The 21,419-nt window shown below is 65.0% G+C and carries 15 protein-coding genes and 1 pseudogene; 5 read left to right on the forward strand and 11 right to left on the reverse strand.

Annotated elements, in window-relative coordinates; all coding sequences use genetic code 11:
* Positions 1-10: 10 nt before the first annotated feature.
* On the reverse strand, positions 11-2,143 hold the full coding sequence (locus ACQGNJ_RS04300) for a RelA/SpoT family protein (RefSeq protein ID WP_426688003.1): 2,133 nt from the start codon (positions 2,141-2,143) through the stop codon (positions 11-13).
* Between the two features lie 90 nt (positions 2,144-2,233).
* Entirely contained in the window at positions 2,234-6,220 is a 3,987-nt protein-coding gene (hrpA, locus tag ACQGNJ_RS04305) for an ATP-dependent RNA helicase HrpA (protein WP_426688004.1), read from the reverse strand.
* 141 nt (positions 6,221-6,361) lie between these two features.
* Between hrpA and ACQGNJ_RS04310 the strand changes: the two genes are divergently transcribed.
* A complete protein-coding gene (locus ACQGNJ_RS04310; protein ID WP_426688005.1) occupies positions 6,362-6,829 on the forward strand; it encodes a Dps family protein in 468 nt (155 codons plus the stop codon).
* A gap of 54 nt (positions 6,830-6,883) precedes the next feature.
* Here ACQGNJ_RS04310 and ACQGNJ_RS04315 read toward each other — a convergent pair whose 3' ends face one another.
* Positions 6,884-8,854 (reverse strand): LTA synthase family protein, encoded by a 1,971-nt coding sequence (locus ACQGNJ_RS04315; protein WP_426688006.1) that lies wholly within the window; start codon positions 8,852-8,854, stop codon positions 6,884-6,886.
* A gap of 24 nt (positions 8,855-8,878) precedes the next feature.
* On the opposite strand from ACQGNJ_RS04315, the gene ACQGNJ_RS04320 reads away from it, so the two are divergent.
* The gene (locus ACQGNJ_RS04320) at positions 8,879-9,274 is read left to right on the forward strand and encodes a hypothetical protein (RefSeq protein WP_426688007.1); all 396 of its coding nucleotides are present in this window, start codon (positions 8,879-8,881) and stop codon (positions 9,272-9,274) included.
* A gap of 149 nt (positions 9,275-9,423) precedes the next feature.
* On the opposite strand, the gene ACQGNJ_RS04325 is transcribed toward ACQGNJ_RS04320, so the two are convergent.
* Positions 9,424-10,167 (reverse strand): hypothetical protein, encoded by a 744-nt coding sequence (locus tag ACQGNJ_RS04325; RefSeq protein ID WP_426688008.1) that lies wholly within the window; start codon positions 10,165-10,167, stop codon positions 9,424-9,426.
* 294 nt (positions 10,168-10,461) lie between these two features.
* Positions 10,462-11,037 carry a DUF3267 domain-containing protein gene (locus ACQGNJ_RS04330; RefSeq protein WP_426688009.1) on the reverse strand — a complete coding sequence of 192 codons (576 nt, stop codon included), beginning with the start codon at positions 11,035-11,037 and terminating at the stop codon, positions 10,462-10,464.
* Between the two features lie 50 nt (positions 11,038-11,087).
* Between ACQGNJ_RS04330 and ACQGNJ_RS04335 the strand changes: the two genes are divergently transcribed.
* Positions 11,088-11,609: a hypothetical protein gene (locus ACQGNJ_RS04335; RefSeq protein ID WP_426688010.1), complete on the forward strand. Its 522-nt coding sequence runs from the start codon at positions 11,088-11,090 to the stop codon at positions 11,607-11,609.
* An 8-nt stretch (positions 11,610-11,617) separates the two neighbouring features.
* On the opposite strand, the gene ACQGNJ_RS04340 is transcribed toward ACQGNJ_RS04335, so the two are convergent.
* The 6 genes and pseudogenes from ACQGNJ_RS04340 to ACQGNJ_RS04365 form a co-directional block, all read right to left on the reverse strand.
* Positions 11,618-11,764: a hypothetical protein gene (locus ACQGNJ_RS04340; RefSeq protein WP_426687221.1), complete on the reverse strand. Its 147-nt coding sequence runs from the start codon at positions 11,762-11,764 to the stop codon at positions 11,618-11,620.
* A gap of 72 nt (positions 11,765-11,836) precedes the next feature.
* Positions 11,837-12,037, reverse strand: a pseudogene (locus tag ACQGNJ_RS04345) (P-loop NTPase family protein); the annotation flags it as partial.
* A gap of 412 nt (positions 12,038-12,449) precedes the next feature.
* A complete protein-coding gene (locus ACQGNJ_RS04350; protein ID WP_426688011.1) occupies positions 12,450-12,638 on the reverse strand; it encodes a hypothetical protein in 189 nt (62 codons plus the stop codon).
* Between the two features lie 23 nt (positions 12,639-12,661).
* On the reverse strand, positions 12,662-12,808 hold the full coding sequence (locus ACQGNJ_RS04355; RefSeq protein ID WP_426687221.1) for a hypothetical protein: 147 nt from the start codon (positions 12,806-12,808) through the stop codon (positions 12,662-12,664).
* Between the two features lie 72 nt (positions 12,809-12,880).
* Complete coding sequence (locus ACQGNJ_RS04360; protein WP_426688012.1) at positions 12,881-15,013, reverse strand: peptidase domain-containing ABC transporter; 2,133 nt, start codon at positions 15,011-15,013, stop codon at positions 12,881-12,883.
* A complete protein-coding gene (locus ACQGNJ_RS04365) occupies positions 15,006-16,280 on the reverse strand; it encodes an HlyD family secretion protein (RefSeq protein WP_426688013.1) in 1,275 nt (424 codons plus the stop codon). Before ACQGNJ_RS04365 ends, ACQGNJ_RS04360 begins: the two co-directional genes overlap by 8 nt.
* A 482-nt stretch (positions 16,281-16,762) precedes the next feature.
* Here ACQGNJ_RS04365 and ACQGNJ_RS04370 point away from each other — a divergent pair, with 482 nt between their 5' ends.
* Positions 16,763-19,363 carry a glycosyltransferase family 2 protein gene (locus tag ACQGNJ_RS04370; protein ID WP_426688014.1) on the forward strand — a complete coding sequence of 867 codons (2,601 nt, stop codon included), beginning with the start codon at positions 16,763-16,765 and terminating at the stop codon, positions 19,361-19,363.
* 153 nt (positions 19,364-19,516) lie between these two features.
* A complete protein-coding gene (locus ACQGNJ_RS04375; RefSeq protein ID WP_426688015.1) occupies positions 19,517-21,289 on the forward strand; it encodes an autotransporter assembly complex protein TamA in 1,773 nt (590 codons plus the stop codon).
* Positions 21,290-21,419: the final 130 nt, after the last annotated feature.

The raw sequence follows: 21,419 nt of genomic DNA on the forward strand, positions 1-21,419 counted from the left end.
GCACGGTCATTCAGCCGACGCCGACGCGGCGCACATCGATCACGTTGGGCAGCGCCAGCAGCTTGCCGAGCAGGGTCGACAGCTGGTCGAAATCGCGTACGCGCAAGGTGAAGCGCATTTCCACCTCGCCGGTGTGCACGAACAGCCGGCTGGACGAGGCAATGATGTGGGTGGCGGCGTTGCTGATCACGCTGGTGACGTCCTTCTGCAGGCCCTTGCGGTCGTAGCCGCGCAATTCGATGTCGACCTCGTACGCCTGCGCCGCCGCACTGCCCCAGCTCACCTCGATCACCCGGTCCGGATCGCGGCGGGCCAGTCGCGCCAGGCTGCCGCAGTCGGCGCGATGCACCGACACACCGCGACCCTTGGTGATGAAGCCGCGCACCGGATCGCCAGGCAGCGGCTGGCAGCAGCGCGCCAGCGTGGTCAAGAGGTTGCCGATGCCCTCGATGCTCAGCGCACTGTGATCCAGCGTGGCATGCCGCGAAGCCACCGGCGTGCTCGACTGGGTCACCGCCGGCTCCACCGGATGCGCGGCTTCCTGCACCACCCGCGCGATCTGGCCGGGGGTGATTTCGCCCAGCGCCAGCGCGATCAGCAGTTCGTCCTGACTCTTCAGGTGGAAGTGCGCCGGCAGCTTGCCCACGTCGGCCGTCGACAGCGCCAGGCGCTTCAACTCGCGCTCGAACATGCTGCGACCGACGCTCAGGTTGGTGTCGTGGGCGATCTTGCGAAACCACGCGCGCAACTTGTCTTTCGCCCGCGAGGTATTGAGATAACCGTGATGCGGCGACAGCCAGTCGCGGCTGGGGTCGGCCACCTTGCCGGTGAGAATCTCCACCCGATCGCCGCTTTGCGGCTGGAAGGTCAACGGCACGATGCGGCCGTTGACCTTGGCGCCGCGGCAGCGATGACCGACCTCGGTATGCACCAGGTAAGCGAAGTCCAGCACGGTGGCGCCGCGTGCCAGGTCGAACACCTCACCCTTCGGGGTCAGCAGGTAGACCCGGTCTTCCAGCAATTCGGTGTGCAGGTCGGCCGCCAGCGTGCTGTCGTCGTCGCCACGCGGTTCCAGCAACTTGCGCATCCAGGCGATCTTCGCCTCGAACTCGGCGTCCCCGCTGCCGCCTTCCTTGTAGCGCCAGTGCGCTGCCACGCCCAGCTCGTTGGCGCGATGCATGTCGTGGGTGCGGATCTGCACTTCCAGGGTCTTGCCGGCCGGACCGATCACCGCAGTGTGCAGCGACTGGTAGCCGTTCGCCTTGGGCCGCGCGATGTAATCGTCGAACTCGCCCGGCAGGTGCGGCCAGAGGCCGTGCACCACACCCAGCGCGGCGTAGCAGTCGGTGATGTTGTCGACCAGGATGCGCACCGCGCGGATGTCGTACAGGTCGGAGAAGTCCAGCGACTTGCGCTGCATCTTCTTCCAGATCGAATAGATGTGCTTCGGCCGTCCGGCCAGCTCGGCGCGGATGTCGGCCGCCGCCAATGCGCGCTGCAGTTCGTCCAGCGATTCGCGGATGAACGCCTCGCGATCGGCGCGCCGCTCGTCGAGCAGCTGCGCAATGCGGCGGTAGGTGTCCGGCTGCAGGTAGCGAAACGCCAGGTCCTCCAGCTCCCATTTCAGCTGCCAGATGCCGAGCCGGTTCGCCAGCGGTGCGTGGATGTCGCGGGTCAGCCGGGCCAGCGCCTGGCGCTCGTCGTCGGCCAGCTGCGCCGCCGCGCGCATGCGCGCGAGCTGGCGCGCCAGCAGCACGAACACCACGCGCAGGTCGCGCACGATCGCCAGCAGCAGGCGGCGCAGGCCTTCGGCAGCGCCCTGCGGCGGCCGCTGCGCGTGCAGCGCCCACACCTGTTCGGCCGCCTGCTGCCCGTCCACCAGCCGCTGCAGCTCCGCCGGCAACTTCGCCCGGCGCTCCTGCCACAGCGCCGGATCGGCACGGGCCAGCGCGAACCACAATGCCGCCGCCTGCGTCTGCGCATCGCAACCGAGCATGCCGAGCAGGTCCAGCACGTCGGTGCATTCGGCCTCGTTTACCGTGCGCAAGGCGCAGGCATCCAGCGCCTCGACCAGCGCAGGCGGCAGCGTGCCGGCGCGATCGCGCCATTGCTGCAGGCTGCCGGGTTTGACGAGGGGGACCATGATCTTCAGGGCTGCGCGGGATGCGCCCATCTTAGCTGCAGCCCCGCTCCGTTCACTGACCGGCAACGGAATGCCACACGTCCCGACGACTCAGCCGAGGGCGGCCAGCGCCTTCGCCAGCCGCTTGGCCGAGACTGGCTCGGCCGTTTTCAGCTCCTGCGCGAACAGCGACACCCGCCACTCCTCGATCAGCCAGCGCAACTCGGCCAAGCCTTCCGGATCGGCACCGGCGGCGCGGTGTTGCAGCCAGGCACGCCAGTACGGCAACACCTGCAACATGCGCTGCTGGTCCTTCGCCGGATCCTGGCGCAGCCGCTCGCCACGCAGGCGCATCGCCTTCAGGTAGCGCGGGTAATGGGCCAGTCGCGACAGCGTCAGGTCGCGCAGGAAGCCCGGCGCGAGCAGTGTGTCGCCCTGTTCGCGCAGGTCGTCGTAGCTGGCGCGGGCGAAACCCAGCAGCGGCGGCTGCAGCCAGGGTTTCATCTCGGCCTGCGCCTCGATGATCGGCTCGGCCAGTTTCAGCCGTTCGATACCGGCACCGAACAGCTCGCGCGAAAACTGCGTGCGCAGGGCCTCGAAGCTGCCGGCGGTGCGCACGTCCAGCGGGTGACGTTCCAGCAGATCCTGGAAGCCGCCTTCAAGCAGGTCTTCGCGCAAACCGTCCACGCCACCCAGCGGGGCATACTTGAGCGCCAGCGCATTGCCGATCGGCAAGCGCCGGCGCGCCTGCTTGGCATCGCTGACCAGGGCATTGCGCAACAGTCGCACCACGCCCTGCCGATGCGCGGCGCGGGCCTCGTCGCTGCGCTCGAACACGCGCAGCGCCACCGTCTGGCCCAGGTCGACCAGCGCCGGGAACGCGGTGAGTCCCCCCGCGGAGCGCACTTGCGCGGGGATCGCCTCGAAGTCCCAGCTGGCGACGTCCTCGCGGGTCAGCTCGATGTCGGTCTGGCGCGAAAACGCTTCGCGCGCCTGCCCTTCCCACTGGCCGCGCAGCGCGGCCAGATCGCGACCACTGGCGAGGGTCTTGCCAGCCTCATCGTGGAGGCGATGGCGCATCAGGAAGTGCGGCGACAGTTCGACCGCGGCGAACTCGCTCGCGTCGATGTCCACGCCGGTGGCGCGTTTCAGGAAGCTGGCCAGCACCCTGGCCAGCGGTTCATCGCGCGGCGACTCGGCCTCGACGAAGGCGCGGGCGAAATCCGGTGCCGGCACGAAGTTGCGACGCAGCGCCTTGGGCAAGCCGCGGATCAGTTCGGCCACCTTGTCGGCGAGCAGGCCCGGCACCAGCCATTCGCAGCGCGCCGCGGGCAGTGCGTTCAACATCGCCAGCGGCAGCTGCAAGGTGACGCCATCGGCTTCGTCGCCGGGGACGAAGCGATATTCGAGTTTGTATTTCTGCGCCGGCAGCTCGAGCGCCGCCGGGAAAGCCTTCGCGTCCAGTCCGGCGCCGCCGGCCATCACGTCATCCAGCGACCAGCGCAACGCGGCCTGCTCGGCCGGGCGCGCCTTGCGATACCACGCATCCAGCGCACGGCTGCTGGCGATCTCTCCGGGCAGCTTGCCCGCGAAGAACGCGACCAGGTCATCTTCGTGGCGGATCAGCCCTTCGCGCCGCTGCTTCGCCTCGATGCCGAGCGCTTGCTCCAGCACGCGCTGGTTGGCACGCACGAACTCGGCACGACTGTCGATGTCGCCGCGGACCAACCCTTCGCGCAGAAAGATCGCGTGTGCCAATGCCGGGTCCTGCTGCTGGAACGTCACCGGACGTTTCTCCACCAGCACCAGGCCAAACAGGCTGACCTGCTCGTAGGCCACCACGCAGCCGCGCTTCTTCGACCAGTGCGCGTCGCGGCAATGCGTGCGCAGCAGATGCGCCGCCTGCTGCTCGATCCACAGCGGCTCCACCCGCGCATTGCTCATGCCCCATACGCGCCCACCCACATCGAGAATCTGCGCGGAGAAGATCCAGTTCGGTGGTGCCTTGGCCAGCGCCGAGCCGGGGAACACATGGAACTTGCGCTCGCGCGTGCTGAGGTAAACGCCTTTTTCGTCCTTGCGGCCAACCTGGGTGGGCAAGCCGGCGAGCAGGGAGCGATGCACGGATTCGTAAAGACGGTCACCATCGCTCTCGCTCCCTCCCCCGCTCGCAGGGGGAGGAGCAAGGCGTGCAGCTTCTGGCTGTCCATCCAGCTTCCATCCCAGCTCACCCACCACCAGCAACAGCTGCCGATGCAGCTCGCGCCACTCGCGCATGCGCATGAAGCTGAGAAAATGCCGCGAGCACCAGTCACGCAGCTTCGACTGGGTCAGTTCCTCGTGCGCGTCATGGTAGGCGCGCCACAGGTTCAGCACGCCGACGAAATCGGATTTCGAATCGGCGAAGACCGCATGCGCGGTATCGGCCTGCTGCCGCGCGTCACCCGGGCGCTCGCGCGGGTCCTGGATGCTGAGGAAGGAGACGATGGTGAGCAGCTCGCGCAGGGCATGCAGTTGCTCACCTTCGACCAGCATGCGCGCCAGCTGCACGTCGATCGGCAGCCGCGCCAGCTTGCGGCCGATCGCGGTGAGCTTGCGCGCCTCGTCGATCGCGGAAATCTCGGTGAGCCGGCGGAAGCCGTCGGCGATCACGCGCGGATCGGGCGCTTCGAGGAACGGAAACTCGTCGACCTCGCCCAGCTTCAGCGCCAGCATGCGCAGGATCACGTTGGCCAGCGACGAGCGCAGCAGTTCCGGATCGGTGAACGCGGCGCGGCCGGCGAAGTCGGCCTCGTCATAGAGGCGATAGCAGACGCCCGGCCCGACGCGGCCGCAGCGGCCTTTGCGCTGGTCCGCCGCCGCCTGCGAGATCGGCTCCACGTGCAGCCGTTCCAACTGGCTGCGTTGGCTGTAGCGCTTCACCCGCGCCGTACCGGTGTCGATCACGTAGCGGATCCGCGGCACCGTGAGCGAGGTCTCGGCCACGTTGGTGGCCAGCACCACGCGGCGCTTCACGCCGGGCTTGAACACGCGGTCCTGGTCGCCGGCGGAGAGCCGCGCATACAGCGGCATGATCTCGGTTTCGCGGTATTGCCGGCGCGACAGCAGCTGGTGCGCATCGCGGATCTCGCGCTCGCCGGGCAGGAAGATCAGCACGTCGCCGCGCGGGTCGTCGTGGCTGATTTCGTCGAGTACGGCGGCGATGTGTTCGGCGCTGCCCTGCTGGGTGCCACGCGAGATGGGGTCAGAGTCACCTTTCGCGGGCGAAGAGTGACTCTGACCCCCGACCGGACCCCCGATAGGGCGCCAGCGCAACTCCACCGGATACGCGCGCCCCTCCACTTCCACCACCGGCGCGCCGTCGAAATGCTCGGCAAAGCGCGCGGTATCGATCGTCGCCGAAGTGACGATGATCTTCAGCTCCGGTCGCTTCACCGCCAGGCGCTTGAGATAGCCGAGCAGGAAGTCGATGTTGAGGCTGCGCTCGTGCGCCTCGTCGATGATGATGGTGTCGTAGGCACTCAGCCACGGATCGCCCTGGGTCTCGGCGAGCAGGATGCCGTCGGTCATGAACTTGATCAGGCTGCGCTCGGACACCTGGTCGTTGAAGCGCACCTGGAAGCCCACGAGCTCGCCCAGCGGCGTGCCCAGTTCCTCGGCCACGCGACGCGCCACCGAGCGTGCCGCCAGCCGGCGCGGCTGGGTGCAGCCGATCATGCCCGCTTCGCCGCGACCGGCAGCCAGGCACAGCTTGGGCAACTGGGTGGTCTTGCCCGAGCCGGTCTCGCCGGCGATCACCACCACCTGGTGTTCGCGGATCAGCTTGACGATGTCTTCGCCGCGGGCGCTGATCGGCAGCGATTCGTCCAGCCGGATCTCGGGCTTGGCGGCGACGCGTGCGCGGCGTTGGGCCGCGGAGCGCTGGATATCGGCGCGCAGTGCGGCAAGCTTGCCTTCGTCGGGCCGGCGCGACAGCGTGCGCCAACGCCCCAGCAGGCGCCCGAAGTCGCGGCTGGACACCGCATCCAGCTGCCGACGCAGCTCGCGCAGGCCGGCATCGGCGGAGGGATCGGGCAGGGGTGGCGGGCGGTCATTCATCGGACCGCACATGATAGCTGGTGGCGACCTTTGGCCCGATAGTCAAAGGCTATCGGCGGCATACGAAGGTTTCATTTCACCGGCGAGGATCGACCCGCTACTGTGGCGCCATCGCATCACTCACACAGGAAGGAGCAGCACATGGCCATTTCCATCGGCATCGCCAAGAAGGACCGCGAAGCGGTCGCCAAGCACCTGTCCAAGTTGCTGGCCGACACCTATTCGCTGTACCTGAAGACGCACAGTTTCCACTGGAACGTCACCGGCCCGCAGTTCAACAGCCTGCACCTGATGTTCGAGACCCAGTACAACGAACTGTGGCTGGCCGCCGATGAAGTGGCCGAGCGCATCCGCACCCTGGATGTGTTCGCCCCCGGCTCCTACAGCCAGTTCGGCAAGCTCAGCTCGATCAAGGAAGAGTCCGGCGTGCCGGAATGGAAGGAGATGGTGAACCAGCTGGTCGAAGGTCACGAAGTGGCCGCCGCCACCGCGCGCGACACGCTCAAGGCCGCCAACGCCGCCGGCGACGACGGCAGCGCCGACATGATCACCGGCCGCCTGAAGGCGCATGAGAAGACCGCGTGGATGCTGCGCTCGCTGCTGCGTTGATCGCCACTCCCGCCACATCACGAAGAAACCCGGCCCTGCGCCGGGTTTCCTTGTCTACAGCTGGAGCGTTGCACAGCACTTGTCCGGCTCCATCGGCTTCAGCACCGTCGCCGCTGGCGCCGGCGCCGGCTGCATGGAGGTCGGCGGCAAGCCGTAACGCTGGTTGAAGTAGGCCCAGCTTGGCCACAACGCATGGGCCAGCGCCATGCGCGCCAGCGACGGGTCGATCTTCGTCGGCGTCAGCGTTTCGCCATCCACCTGGTAATGGAACTGGGTCGCCGGCTGTCCCTGTTGCAGCACGACCAGTTGGTCGGCCTTCAGGTAACCGTAGTTGTCGCCGTACTGCATGATGGCGCGGCCCGGATAATGCCGGGTGAGGTCGGAGCCAAGCATCGGATGGATGCTGCTGATGCCGATCAGCGACAGCAGCGTGGGCGCCAGATCGATCTGGCTGACGATGTGCTCGTCGCGCTGCGCCGGCACGCCGGCACCGAGGATCAGTGCCGGGATATGGAAATGCCGCACTGGCACCAGGCTGGCACCAAACACCCGCGAGTCGTGGTCGGCCACGATCAGGAACACGGTGTTCTTCCAGTACGGCGACAGCATCGCCTTCGCAAAGAATCGACCGAGCGCCCAGTCGGCGTAACGCACCGTGTTCTGTACGCTGGCAGCCGGCTCGCTCGCCTCGATCCGACCGGCCGGGTACTCCCACGGCGTGTGATTGGAGACGCTGAACGCCAGCGTGAATTGCGGCGACTTGCCGTCCTGCATCAACCGGTGATGCAGCTCGTTGAACATGTCCTCGTCGGACGCGCCCCACGAGCCGACGGATCCAGGTTTCACCTCGAACTTCGGTTGGTCGATCACCTCATCGAAGCCGTTGCCGAGGAAGAACGACTTCATGTTGTCGAAGTGCGCCTCGCCGCCGTAGATGAAGCGCGAGTGGTAGCCGAATTCGCCGAGCAGACCGGCCAGGGTGAAAAAGCCGCGCTGGCTGCGCGGCTGCTTCAACACGGCCTCGGCCGGCGTGGGCAGGAAACCGGTAGTGATCGCTTCCAGCCCGCGCACCGAGCGCGTGCCGGTGGCATAAGTGCGCGCCAGCAACCAGCCATCCCTCGCCAGTGCATCGAACTGCGGCGACAACTGCTCGCCTCCCAGCGTGCCGATGTACTGCGCACCCAGGCTTTCCTCGACGATGATGACCAGATTGAGCGGCCGCTCCGGCCGCTTCGAGGCCTGCTGCAGATGCCAGCTGGGATGCTGCGGATCAAGCGTCGGACCATCGATAGCAGACGCCTCGCGCACCAGCTGCTGCATCTCCGCTTCGGGCATCGGGCCATACAGGGCCGCCGAGGAGCGTTCGTTCTGCATGTCGAGAATGGCATTGATCACGCTGTACAGCGAATTCAGGGGCAGCGTGTTGACCATCGCATCGTCGCTGAATGCCACCATCGACGGATTCAGCGGGCGATGACCGAGCGTGCCGCGCGCGGCCAGAAACAGCGGTGCCAGCAGGGCGGCGCTCACCAACGGCCGCCAGCGCAGGCGCATCGGCGCATCGAGCAGTCGCGTGCGCATTATCCGGAAACCCAGCCAACCCAGCACCAGCAGCCCGACCAGTGCAAACAACAGCACGCCCCTGTAGCCGTGCCAAAGCATCGCCGAAACCTCGTGCGGGCTGCTCAGGTACTCCACGTACAACCGGTTCGGGCGCGTGTCGTACTCCTGGATGAATTGCGGCGTGGACAGCTCCAGCAGGACGAACAGCAGCCACCACACCCGATACCACCAGGCCGTGATGCGCGCCGCCCAACGCCAGTGGCCCAGCCACGGCGACAACAGCGCCGGCAGTGCACAGATCATCGCCAGCAAACTCAGGTCGATGCGCAGCCCGCCCAAAAGCACCGGCCACAACCCGCCCGCCGCCCCCGCCCGCGGCCACAGCCACAACGCAAGACCGAGTCGGCTCAGCCCGAGGAAGACCAGGGCAAGCAAAAGGAAACGCCAGGTAAGTTGTCGCATGTGATTCCCAGGATACGCAGCGCCTTGCGCCGCGAACTGACGACCACTGCGAACGCCGCCGAAAGAAGCGGCTACTGCGCGGACTCTAACCCAATATTCATGCCCGGACTCGTCGGCGCCGATTCGCGCGCCCTGCGGGCCAACCGGCATCACCCGGCTTCTGGCGTCACGCGCCGCAGCATCGCCATCAAGCTTCCGGACCGCGTCGGCGGCCTCGGCCGGGGTGGTTCTGAAATACCGGCGATGGGCGGCCACGTCGTGCCCCTGCTTGCCGGACACGGCCAGCAACCGGATCTCGGCCAACTTCGCCAGGTCGGCTTCGCTGTCGCCAAGCAGGCGCCTCTCCAGCTCGCGCAGCTGCGAAGGCAGTTCGCCCAGGCGCATGCAGACGAAATAGAAGCCCACCGCGAGGGTCCATGACGACCATTTCAAACGTGTCGAGGCTCATGACTCATCTCCGGAACGTACCCGCCGGCGTGAGCCGGCAGGTACGCCATCATCGGCTGGCGGGTGAGCGGCGCATTTCTTCTTCACTTGTCGCCCTGCACAGGTACCGGATCACCCGCCATTCAACGGAACGTGGCGGTGGAGAATTTCACCGAGTAGCCATTCTTCTTCAGCGCCTTGCCGATTTCGGCCGCGTCGTCATCGCGGCAATACTTCAGGTCCTTCACGCCATACTTTTTCAACGAACGCATCGACGGTACCCAGACGCCGGCGGATGTCGAATACGAGTACTCGCCAGTTACGGCGTCCAGCGTGTAGCTTTCGTCCAGATCGAGAGCGCTGACGGCCTTCTCCGAATCGGCAAGCACGGCGATGTTCACGCCAGCGCGAACGTAGAAGTCCGACTCGTCGGCATGAAATGCCTTGAGCCAGGCCGCATACGCAACCACCAGCCCCTCAGGAATGTTCTCGGTGCGCATGGAACGCGCTTCGTCTTCCGGATTGCCGAGGCCACCGTGCCATGCGACCACCGAATCGCACTCGATCTTCAGATGCCGTCCGGCGATGGCCAGATAGCTTGCGCACGCGGAAACGCAGACTCCTTTCACGTCCATTTCGACATCCGGATGCGCCTGGATGTCCCTGGCTATCTTCAACGCCACCGAGGGGTACCCACCGCTGCTGTTGAGCAGCACTCTGGTAAAGCCACCCCTGGCGACCGCCAGATATTGTTCGTACGAACCTCTTTCGATATCCCCCTCCAACCGTATGGTCGAGACGGAAGACCGGATCCATCCAGCCCACACGCACTGACTGAACAGCACGGTGGTGATCAATATCCCAGCCATGAAGCCATGCTTTTTCATGCGTCGTCCCGAGCAGATCCGTTGCCGGAGCCGTACTTCCGTAATGATGTCGATGCACCCGCTTGCTAGCACGGCATGTGGCGCCCCACCGCTGCAGTCGCAATCGAGGAACCTTCGCCTCCCGTGGTGGCGGAGCAAGCCGGCCGTTCGATGCCCAACCGGATCACCCTTCGCGCCGCGACTACGTCTCAGGCATGGGCGGCAGGCGATGCCCAGGCCCGTCCTGCGAAGTCATCAGACTCCCACCAGGTCGCTGGAAACTGACCCACCGCCGGGTAACGAACCGGTGCGGTATCAGCCGTGGCGAAACCCATAGAACTCTCCCAGAACAACCGCGCTGCGCGGTACTTTGCAGAGCAGCAGAAAGATGATGCACACGTCGCCGCTCGCGGCGGTTCCATTCAATATGGACAACGACGAAAGCATGGGCAGGTATGGGGCGGGCACCATCCAGGCCAGGGGAAATGGCAGCAGCGTCAGCACCAGCATCGGCATGAATGCCACCATCACCGCTTTTGGCCGGCTCAATTCGCCCAGATAGGCTACATGGGGAAGATGCGTTTTCGGATCAAATCCCATGTATGAGCGTTCGCCACGAGCGGAACCGGGCAAGGCCAGCAGATGAATGAACTCATGCATGATGACTATGCCGACCAGAGTCCCGATGAAGATGCCGGGAGGTTGGTCAAAGACGCCAAGCGCCCAGCTGTGCGGCCACAGCAGCGACCAGGCGAGGTACAAGCATGGCCCGATCAGAAGCAGTCCGAGCAGTGTTGCCACGACATGCAGTCGCCCATAATTTTCTAGCAACCGATTCGCATCGGACAGATCGCAGCCAACCTGAGGCGGAAAACCATACTTGAACTTCATGCTGTCAGCCCGCAAGGATTCATTGAAGCCGCCACATGAATTGAGTGCATGTGGCGGCAACGCCAGTCAACCCCCACACCGTTGCAATTGAATCAGTCGTTGATTTTTTTCAACTGAAAAGTGTCACCGGCAACCACGCCCACGTCGAAAAGAGCCTGCGCGACAACGACGACAAAGCCGTTGTTGACCTGCTCGATTCCATTCATGCTCAGCTCCTGCATTTCCCACGCTTTCCCGGTTGCCGCTTCTCGCACCGTGTGTCGATGCTGGGATTCAAGTTGCAGGCCTTGCCGCCAACCCCAAGACACCCGGATCGAGGGACATCCGATCCGGGTACCCATCAAGTCGCCTTTCGTCGGGATCAGCGATTACCTGGCATTGTCTCGCTCGGCCATTTGCTTGCCGAGTTCACACCCCTCCACAAAGAGGGCAACACCAGCCGCGATGACGGCGCCGACGACCACCTCTACCAAGACGCCGCCGGAAACCTGCTCGACCTCGTTTACCGACAGCACCCGTCCGGCAAACTTCCTGTTCATTTGATTCGACATATCCATTCCTCGATCAGTTGAAGGATTGATTACTTGGCGTTGGCGTAATAGCCGGCCAGCATGCCCAGCCCGAGAATCGGGCAAACCGCCAGCGCGATACCAATCTCGACCTTGGTTTCCGTGCTCATCGCGCCACCGGAAACCATTTCCACGTCCACAGCTGCAAGTTCGATCATCTGAAATTCCTTTCTCCAGTTTGGCAGACAGCCTCTGCCTGGCACTTACCGCAGCGGCTTCGCCGGCCACGATCAATCTCGCTTCATACCCAGTTGAATGACCTTCCCGGCGGCCGCCACCGTCTCCGGCCGATGCGCAATCACGATCCGGGTGATCCGCAACCGCTGCACCGCCGCATTGACCAGCCGCTCCCGCTCCACGTCCAGATGGCTGGTCGCCTCGTCCAGCACCAGCAGTCGCGGTCGCCGATACAGCGCCCGCGCCAGGATCACCCATCAGCTTTTCCGGGCGGGAAAAGAGCTAGCCATGCACATTTGATAAAAGGGAAGCAACAAGCTGCAGCGCCCGCCTCGCAGGGACGCCCCGACATATAACGCCAATCAAACTGAGGTAGCGCCCTACTTCAACCTGGCGACAATGCTCACCGCCACGGCCAGAAACGGAAGCACGATGGCGCTTATCAGACATATTTGCTTCAGGACACCGGACTTGTCCGGGCAAAACATGACAAGAAGCAGACTCACTACTATGAACAGCATCGCGATGGCATCTGCTCTGCGCATGGCATCCCTCCAATTGATCGAGTGGGTGGCTGCAGCGCGTTACTCGCTGCAACCACCCCTTGTTCACATGTCACCCAAAACGGTACGGACAAGACGGTGCTTGTCCATTTGAATCTTTCGATTACCTGGCATTGTCTCGCTCGGCCATTTGCTTGCCGAGCTCGCACCCTTCCTTGAAGAGAGCGACACCGGCGGCAATGGCAGCACCGACGATCACCTCTACCAAGACACCGCCGGAAACCTGCTCGACCTCGTTTACCGACAGCACCCGTCCGGCAAACTTCCTGTTCATTTGATTCGACATATCCATTCCTCGATCAGTTGAAGGATTGATTACTTGGCGTTGGCGTAATAGCCGGCCAGCATGCCCAGCCCGAGAATCGGGCAAACCGCCAGCGCGATACCAATCTCGACCTTGGTTTCCGTGCTCATCGCGCCACCGGAAACCATTTCCACGTCCACAGCTGCAAGTTCGATCATCTGAAATTCCTTTCTCCAGTTTGGCAGACAGCCTCTGCCTGGCACTTACCGCAGCGGCTTCGCCGGCCACGATCAATCTCGCTTCATACCCAGTTGAATGACCTTCCCGGCGGCCGCCACCGTCTCCGGCCGATGCGCAATCACGATCCGGGTGATCCGCAACCGCTGCACCGCCGCATTGACCAGCCGCTCCCGCTCCACGTCCAGATGGCTGGTCGCCTCGTCCAGCACCAGCAGTCGCGGTCGCCGATACAGCGCCCGCGCCAGGATCACCCGCTGCTTCTGTCCGCCAGACAGGCTGGAACCCATGTCGCCGACCAGGCTCTGGTAGCCCATCGGCATCGCGGCGACGTCGTCGTGGACGGCGGCGAGTCGCGCAGCGGCTTCGATCCGCACCGGCGTTGCCTCGGGATCGAAAAAGCCGATGTTGTCTGCGATGCTGCCCGCGAACAGCTGATCGTCCTGCATCACCGCGCCGACCCAGCGGCGGTAGGCATCGAGCCCCAGCTTGCGAATGTCGACGCCACCGAAACGCACCTCGCCCTCCGTCGGTGCAAGCAGACCCAGCACGATCTTGGCGAATGTGCTTTTGCCGCAACCACTGGGCCCGACAATGGCCACCGAGTCGCCTGCGTCGATGCGCAGGCTGCAGTGGCGAAGTATCCACGGCTCGCCTTCGGCATAGCGGAAGCTGACGTTGCACAACTCGATGCCCGCCTCGGGGGCTGGCCCGTCCCAGGACGACGAAGAGGTCTCTTCCGGCGTGGTCAGCGCGATGTCCGCGACGCGTTCGGCATGCAACTTGAGCATGCAGAAATCCACCCACTTGTCGATCAGGCTGGCCGCGCGATTGAGGAACTGATCGGCGTACGCGATGAAGGCGATCAGCATGCCCGCGGAAAACTCGTTCTTCAGCGCCAGCGTGGCGGCGATCCAGATCATCGCCACGCGGCCGATGCCGAACATCAGCTGGTTGCTGAGGACAAAGGCGATGCCCAGGCGCTGGATGGCAATGTCGCGGTTGGCCGTGGCGACTGTGGCATTGGCGTAGCGGGACAGGCGCTCATCCTGCTTGTTGGCCAGCTTGATCGGCATCGCGCCACGAATGGATTCCAGCAGCTCGCTCTGTTGACGGGCGCCGTAGACGATCTGCTCCTCGCTGGCACGCCGCAGCGGGCCGAAGAAGCCCCAGCGGATCAGCCCATAGACAAGGAACAGGCCGGCCACCAACGCGGTAAGCCAGATGCTGTAGAACGCCATCACCACCAGGGTTACCAGCGACATCAGGCCGTCCAGCAGGGAACCGATGAACTGCGTGGTCAGCGTGCGCTGGATGGTCTGGATGGAACCGAAGCGGGACACCACGTCGCCGACATGCCGCTTGTCGAACCAGTCCAGCGGCAGCCGCATCAGGTGGGCGAACAGGTTGCTGGCCCATTGCACGTTGAGCGTGGCGCCCAGCCAGGTGACCGCCCACGAGCGCGCCGCGGTGACCAGCGCCGAGAAGATCGCGATACCGATGAAACCCAGGCCCAGCAAGGTGAGCAGGTCGTGATCGGCCGATACCAGCACCTGGTCCATCACCCATTGCAGATAGAACGGCGCAGCCAGCGCGAACACTTCGAGCGCCAAGGCCAGCAACAGGATCTGCGCGAGCGCGGGAACGAGGCCGCGCACCCGGCCGGTCAGCGCGCGCATGGACACCGCCTGGCGCTCGCGCACCGGGGCGAAATCAGCGACGGGACTCAGTTCAAGCGCCACGCCGGTGAAGTGGTCGGACGTTTCCTTCAGGCTCAGCTTGCGCACGCCGCATGCGGGATCATGGATGACGACACCGCGCCTTCCGACGCTCTTCAGCACGACGAAATGGTTGAGATCCCAATGCAGCAGGCAAGGAACCTTCAGCTGGCACAGGTCATCCATGTCCAGTTTCAAGGGACGGCAAGCAAAGCCCAATTGGCCCGCCATCGCCATCACCCGTGCCAGCGTGGCGCCCTTGAGCGAGCTGGAAAAGCGCCGGCGCAGGCCGGCCAGGTTCACGTCGTGACCGTGCTGGGTGGCGATCATAGCGAGGCAGGCCAGGCCGCATTCGGCGGCCTCGGTCTGCAGCACCATCGGCAACACGCGTCGCCAGCCGAACTGCAGCAAGCTTCCGTGCTTGCTCGCGGGCGTCGCATTGCGGGAAGCAAGGTTGCCGTCAGCCATGGGGCACACTTCCGGTCAGGTGATGCGCCAGGCCGTACAGCGGCTCGAATACCCACTCGATCAGGCGGCGGCGTTCCATCAGCACATCGGCCTCCAGAGCCATTCCGGGTTTGACCGGCTCGGGCCGCCCGTATGCCGTCACCTGCTGGCTGTCCAGCTTCACCTCGATGCGATACAGCGGCTCGCGTGCCTGCTGCCCGATCAAGGCATTGACCTCCGCCACGCCCAGGGCGCTGCGCGAGATGTCGCTGACCCTGCCGTACTGCTGGCCGAACTTCTGGTAGGGAAAAGCCTGGTAGCGCAAGACCACCCGACTGCCCGGTTCGATGAAGCCGATGGCCCGGCTCGGCACCAGCAACTGCGCCTGCAGGCTCGACCCCTCCGGCAGGATGGACAGCAGGGGTTGGCCCGCAGCAACCATCTGCCCTTCCTTCAGCAGCACGGTGGAAACCATGCCATCACGCGGCGCGCGCAACACGATCGCCCGCTGCATTTCGTTCTGCGCCGTCGACTGGGCCAGCGTCGCGAGTTGTCGTTCGGTTTCGTTGCGCTTGCCTGCATCATCCAGCGGCAGGCGAGCCAGCTGCTGTCGTGATTCATCGAGCTGCTGGCGCGCATCAAGTTGCTGGCGCAGCAGCGTCTTGTATTGCGCCTGGGCATTCAGCACAGCCGCCTCTTGCTGCTGGATCTGCACGGCCGAGACAAAACCGCGCGCAGCGAGCGGCGTGATCTTCGCCAGCATCTGCTGGTTGCTGGTCACCTGCTGCTGCTGGATCGCCAGTTGCCCGGCGATCTGGGCCAGTTGTCCCTGCAGGAGGGCCATGCGGGATTGCAGCGCGCTGTCCTGCTGTGCGCTCAGCTGCTGCTGGTTGACGAGATCGGCCTGCAGCCGGGAGCGCTGGATCTCCAGCTGTTTGCCGACCAGCGCGTGGGTATCGCCCAGTGCCGCGCTGTCCTGCTCGCTGGAAAGGCGCAGCAATACCTCACCCTTGCTGACCTGCTGGCCGTCGCGCACATTCAGCCGGGTGATCGTGCCGGCGCCGGGAGCCACGACATTGAGCAAGCCGGCACTGGGCACCAGCTGCCCCGCCACGGTTTCACGGCGGGTGTAGTGGCCAAGAAAGAGGAACAGCAGAATCACCGTGGCCAGGGCCATCGCCAGCGTGGTCAGCAACCAGCGTGACAACGGCGCAGCCACGATGATCGAGCCGAGCCAATCACCGCGCCTGGCATCGATGACTTCCTGGCGAAACAGTCCCTGTGACAAAACGATCCTTCCTTGACAGACCCGGAGGCTTCGCGGCGCGTGCCGGCCACCTCGAAAACCCGGCGCATTGTTCGGATCGTGCGGCCACCGCGCCATAGGACAGTTTCCTAGTGATCGCGCAGCTGGTTCGCATGGCTCGGCTGCCGGATATCCGCTGTGCAGCAGGAACTTGTTTTCCGCAACAACGGCTTGCGGGCGAATGCAGGCAAGCCTGCTGGCAGGCCAGGCTGTCGTCGCTGCGGAGACGTCAACTGCGGGAAACGTGCGCTGGATCAGCTACGGCCTGGGCGCCTGCCTGATCCGAACGCGCAAGTCAGCGGCCGGGACAATCACGCATCCTCGGCGCCGACCGGCCGGTCAAAGTCCGGGTATTCCACCCCCGGGCAGCATCGCCCGCAGCGGGATTCATTGGCCGTTGGCCTCAAATTCGCTAAGCTTCTGCGGCTCTGTCGCCAGTCCGGCGAAGCCTCCCTGGGGATCTCTTGAGCGCCACCGCAGCAAACCACAACAGCCGGTACCCGCTGCTCACTGCGATTCTGCTCGCGCTGGTCGTGGCGGCGATGAACATCGGCCTGTGGTGGTACGGCAACCTGCCGCACGGGCCGGACGACTGGCACGGCAAGATCGGCGGTTTCTCGCTTTCGGTGTTCCAGCGCTACCAGAGCCCGTTCAAGCAGGATTACCCCGGCGACGACGAGATCGCCGCCGACCTGAAGCTGCTGCACAAGTACAGCGACCGGGTACGCACGTACACCATGCAGCAGAACCCGCAGCTGTATCGGCTGGCGCAGGCCGAGGGCCTGAAGGTGATGGCCGGCGCCGAGATCGACAAGCGGCTGGACAACAACGAGCGCGAGATCGAGTTGCTGATCGCCAAGGCGCGCGCCTATCCGGACACGATCACCCGGGTGATCGTGGGCAACGAGGTGCTGTTCCGCAACGACCTCACGCCCGAGCAGATGATGGCCTACCTGGACCGGGTACGCGCGGCCGTGCACCAGCCGGTGTCAATCGCCGAACCGGACTACATCTGGCTGAAGTATCCCGAGCTGGCGCGGCACGTGGATTTCATCACCATCCATCTGTTCCCGTTCTGGAACGGCATCGCGCGCAAGGACGCGGTGCCGGCCGCGCTGGGTGCCTATGACCAGATCCGCCAGCATTACCCGGACAAGCCGGTCGTGGTCGGCGAGATCGGCTGGCCGTCGAACGGCGACCGCCACGAGTATGCCGACCCGTCGGTGTCCAACGAGGCGATCTTCATCCGCGACTGGATGAACGTGGCCAAGCAGCAGCACATCGACTACTACCTGCTCGAGGCGTTCGACCAGCCGTGGAAGGAAAACCTCGGCGAGGGCCGCACCGGCGCCTATTGGGGCATGTTCAACGCCGACCGGCAGATGAAGTTCCCGCTGACCGGGCCGGTCACCGAGGATACCGGCTGGCCGTGGAAGGCGATCGCCGCCAGCCTGCTGGCGCTGCTGCCGATGATCCTGTTCGCACGCCGGTTCAGCCGCTTCAAGCTGATGGGCAAGCTGTTCTTCTGCATGCTGATCCAGCTGGCCTGCGGCCTGCTGACGTGGTCGGCGACGCTGCCGTTCAATTTCTACCTGAGCTGGGTCGACTGGACCATGCTCACCCTGCTGTTCCCCGCGCAGATCGCGATTCTGGCGATCCTGCTGATCAACGGCTTCGAGTTCACCGAGGTCTTGTGGCGACCGAAATGGATGCGGCACGCCGTGATGCTGACGCCCGATCCACCGGAAAAGCAGCCGTTCGTGTCGATCCATCTGGCCTGCTACAACGAGCCGCCGGAGATGGTGATCATCACGCTCGATTCGCTGGCTGCGCTGGACTACGCCAACTACGAAGTGCTGGTGATCGACAACAACACCAAGGACCCGGCGGTGTGGCAGCCGGTGCAGGCATACTGCGAGAAGCTGGGCAAGCGCTTCCGCTTCTTCCACCTGGAGCCGTGGCCCGGCTACAAGGCCGGCGCGCTGAATTTCGGCCTGAAGGAAACCGATCCGGCCGCCGACGTGGTGGCGGTGATCGATGCCGACTACGAAGTGCGAGCCGACTGGCTGGCCACGCTCACCGGGTATTTCCACGACCCGAAGGTGGCGGTGGTGCAGTGCCCGCAGGCGCATCGCGAGTTCGAGCACAACGCGTTCCGGCGGATGACCGCGTGGGAATACGACGGCTTCTTCCGCATCGGCATGCACCATCGCAACGAGCGCAACGCGATCATTCAGCACGGCACCATGACGATGGTCCGCCGCAGCGCGCTGGAAGGCACCGGCGGCTGGTCGGAGTGGACCATCTGCGAGGACGCCGAGCTGGGCCTGCGCCTGATGCATGCCGGCTACGAGCTGGTCTACGTCGATGAGCTGATGGGCAAGGGCCTGACCCCAGCCGACTTCAAGGCCTACAAGAGCCAGCGCTACCGCTGGGCGTTCGGCGCGATGCAGATCCTCAAGGGCCGCTGGAGCTGGATGACGCAGAAGGGCCCGCTGTCGGCCGGCCAGCGCTTTCACTTCCTCACCGGCTGGTTCAGCTGGTTCGCCGATGCACTGCATCTGATCTTCACCCTGATGGCGCTGTTCTGGACCGCCGGCATGATCGCCTGGCCGCAGTACTTCAGCCTGCCGATGCAGCTGTTCCTGATCCCGGTGATCGGCTTCTTCTTCGCCAAGGCGATCTTCGGCATCGTGCTGTACCGTGCCCGCGTGCCGTGCAGCTGGTACGACACGCTGATGGCCTCGCTGGCCAGCATGGGTCTGTCGCACGCGATCGCCCGCGGCATCCTGCACGGCCTCACCCGCGAAAAGACCTCGTTCGTGGTCACCGCCAAGAGCCGGCGCCTGGGCGGCAGCAATTTCGCCGCGTTCGCTCCGGTGCGCGAGGAAGGGCTGATGGCAATCGCGCTGGCGCTGTGCATCGTCGGCATGGCGCTGGGCTACGGCACGCGTTACATCGAAGGTACCTTGTGGATGTTCATCCTCGCCGCGCAGTCGATTCCCTATGTGTCGGCGGTGATCGGTGCGTGGATCGCGCACAAGGCCGGCGACAAGGCCGGCTGATGCGGGCTGTTGATATCGCCTCGGCGATATCAACAAATCAAGCGTGACGCCCTGGCGTTCAGGAAATACGCCACGCTTCATATGAAGCCAACAACTCCTTGGGTAAGCTGCCCTCACCCCAGCGAAGACACCCATGAGGATGGAACCCCACGCATGCGCCGTATCCCCCGACGCCTGAGCCTGTTGCTGCCGCTGCTGCTGTTGGCGACACCAAGCCATGCCGGCGTGCAGCTGACGGTGGATGGTGTGGCGGATCCCTTGAAGAGCGCGGCGATCTCGGCCGTCGAGCTGTCGCAGTACGCGAATCGCGAAGTGAGCGATGCCCAGGTCCGGCGACTGTACGAACGCGCTCCCGATCAGGTCAGTAGCGCGCTGCAGCCCTATGGCTACTACGATGCCGCCGTCACCGGCGAGCTGCAGCAGGTCGGCAGGGACTGGCGGGTGGCCTTGCATGTGAAGCCGGGGGAGCCGGTCAAGGTGACCAGCGTCGAGGTGCAACTGGACGAGACGGCCGCGAAGATTGCCCCGCTGCGCGGCGCCAAGCGGGCGATCGAGCGACTCAGGGACAAGCCACTGAATCACGGCACCTACGACGCCGCGCGTGATGCGCTCAGCGCGCAACTGACTGCCAATGGTTTCCTCGATGCCCGGCTGGTCACCCATCGCGTCGAGGTGACCCGGGCCAACCACAGCGCGGCGGTCAAGCTGGCGTGGCAGGCGGGACCACGTTATCGCTATGGCCAGGTGCACTTCGAGGGCTCGCAGTTCAACGACGGCTTCCTTGATCGCTACGTGCCGTTCAAGTCGGGCGACTACTTTGCCCAGGACCAGTTGCTGGTGCTGCAGCAGGCGCTGAATGGCGCTGACTACTTTTCGGTGGTCAACGTGCTGCCGGACATCGACGAGGCGAAGGATGGCGTGGTCGATGTCACCGTGCAGCTGGCGCCGGCGAAGCGTTCGATCTATACCGGCGGGCCGTTCATCGGCACCGATACCGGCTTCGGCCTGCGCGGCGGCCTGGAACGGCGCTGGATCAACCGGCGCGGACACAAGTGGAAGAACGAGCTGGTGGTGGCGCAGAAGCTGAAGACGCTGTCCACGCTGTATTCGATTCCGATGCCCGGCGACAACCAGCGCAGCTACAACTTCGGCGCCAACTTCCGCGACGCGAACACCGCCACCTCGCAGTCGCGCACGCTGGAACTGGTCGGCAACGAAACCCGCCAGTGGCACGGCTGGACCCGCACCCTGGGCGTGCACGCGCTGTCCGGCACGTTCACCGTGGGCAAGCGCGGTGGCGAGCCGGACAACACCCCGGGCATCGAACACGGACGCAGCACGCTGGTATTCGGCGAAGCGTCGCTGACCCGCAAGAAGGCGGACAATCCGGATTTCGTGCATCGTGGCTGGCTGCTCACCATGGCCGTGCGCAGCACCGCCGGCAACCTGCTTTCCGACGCCAGCTTCAGTCAGCTCACGGCCGATGCGAAGTGGATCCGCGCATTCGGCAAGCGCCAGCGCAACCGGTTGATCCTGCGCGGCAGCTTCGGCATCACCCGCACCGACGACTTCACCGCGCTGCCGCCGCAGCTGCGTTTCTTCGCCGGTGGCGACCGCTCGGTGCGCGGCTACGGCTACCAGTCGATCGGGCCGCGCAACAGCGACGATCGCGTGATCGGCGGCACCAACCTGCTGGTCGCCAGCAGCGAGGTCGAGCACTACTTCAGCCGCAACTGGGGCATGGCTGCCTTCGTCGATACCGGCAACGCGTTCCGCGGCACCGACTATCGCCCGAAGATCGGCGCCGGCCTCGGCCTGCGCTGGCGTTCGCCGGTGGGCATGATCCGCGTGGACCTGGGCACGCCGATCCACGCCGACCGCGCGCACGGCATCCAGCTGCACCTGGTGATCGGGCCGGATTTGTGACGACCCCATCCTCCGTGCGCAACTGTCTTTCCCCCTCCCCTGCGACGCAGGGGAGGGTCGGGGTGGGGTCGCTCTTCGCCAAAAGCACCCCCTCCCAACCTCCCCCTGCTCGCAGGGGGAGGAGCCGCGG

This window comes from Rhodanobacter ginsengiterrae (assembly GCF_050026815.1).
Classification (GTDB): Bacteria; Pseudomonadota; Gammaproteobacteria; order Xanthomonadales; family Rhodanobacteraceae; genus Rhodanobacter; species Rhodanobacter ginsengiterrae.

Bases quoted from the DNA above. Each gene is read 5' to 3' on its own strand.
- ACQGNJ_RS04355 (WP_426687221.1), bottom strand. From the start codon at position 12,808: ATGATCGAACTTGCAGCTGTGGACGTGGAAATGGTTTCCGGTGGCGCG.
- ACQGNJ_RS04330 (WP_426688009.1), bottom strand. From the start codon at position 11,037: ATGAAGTTCAAGTATGGTTTTCCGCCTCAGGTTGGCTGCGATCTGTCC.
- hrpA (WP_426688004.1), bottom strand. From the start codon at position 6,220: ATGAATGACCGCCCGCCACCCCTGCCCGATCCCTCCGCCGATGCCGGC.
- ACQGNJ_RS04340 (WP_426687221.1), bottom strand. From the start codon at position 11,764: ATGATCGAACTTGCAGCTGTGGACGTGGAAATGGTTTCCGGTGGCGCG.
- ACQGNJ_RS04310 (WP_426688005.1), top strand. From the start codon at position 6,362: ATGGCCATTTCCATCGGCATCGCCAAGAAGGACCGCGAAGCGGTCGCC.
- ACQGNJ_RS04360 (WP_426688012.1), bottom strand. From the start codon at position 15,013: ATGGCTGACGGCAACCTTGCTTCCCGCAATGCGACGCCCGCGAGCAAG.
- ACQGNJ_RS04300 (WP_426688003.1), bottom strand. From the start codon at position 2,143: ATGGTCCCCCTCGTCAAACCCGGCAGCCTGCAGCAATGGCGCGATCGC.
- ACQGNJ_RS04325 (WP_426688008.1), bottom strand. From the start codon at position 10,167: ATGAAAAAGCATGGCTTCATGGCTGGGATATTGATCACCACCGTGCTG.
- ACQGNJ_RS04375 (WP_426688015.1), top strand. From the start codon at position 19,517: ATGCGCCGTATCCCCCGACGCCTGAGCCTGTTGCTGCCGCTGCTGCTG.
- ACQGNJ_RS04315 (WP_426688006.1), bottom strand. From the start codon at position 8,854: ATGCGACAACTTACCTGGCGTTTCCTTTTGCTTGCCCTGGTCTTCCTC.
- ACQGNJ_RS04350 (WP_426688011.1), bottom strand. From the start codon at position 12,638: ATGGATATGTCGAATCAAATGAACAGGAAGTTTGCCGGACGGGTGCTG.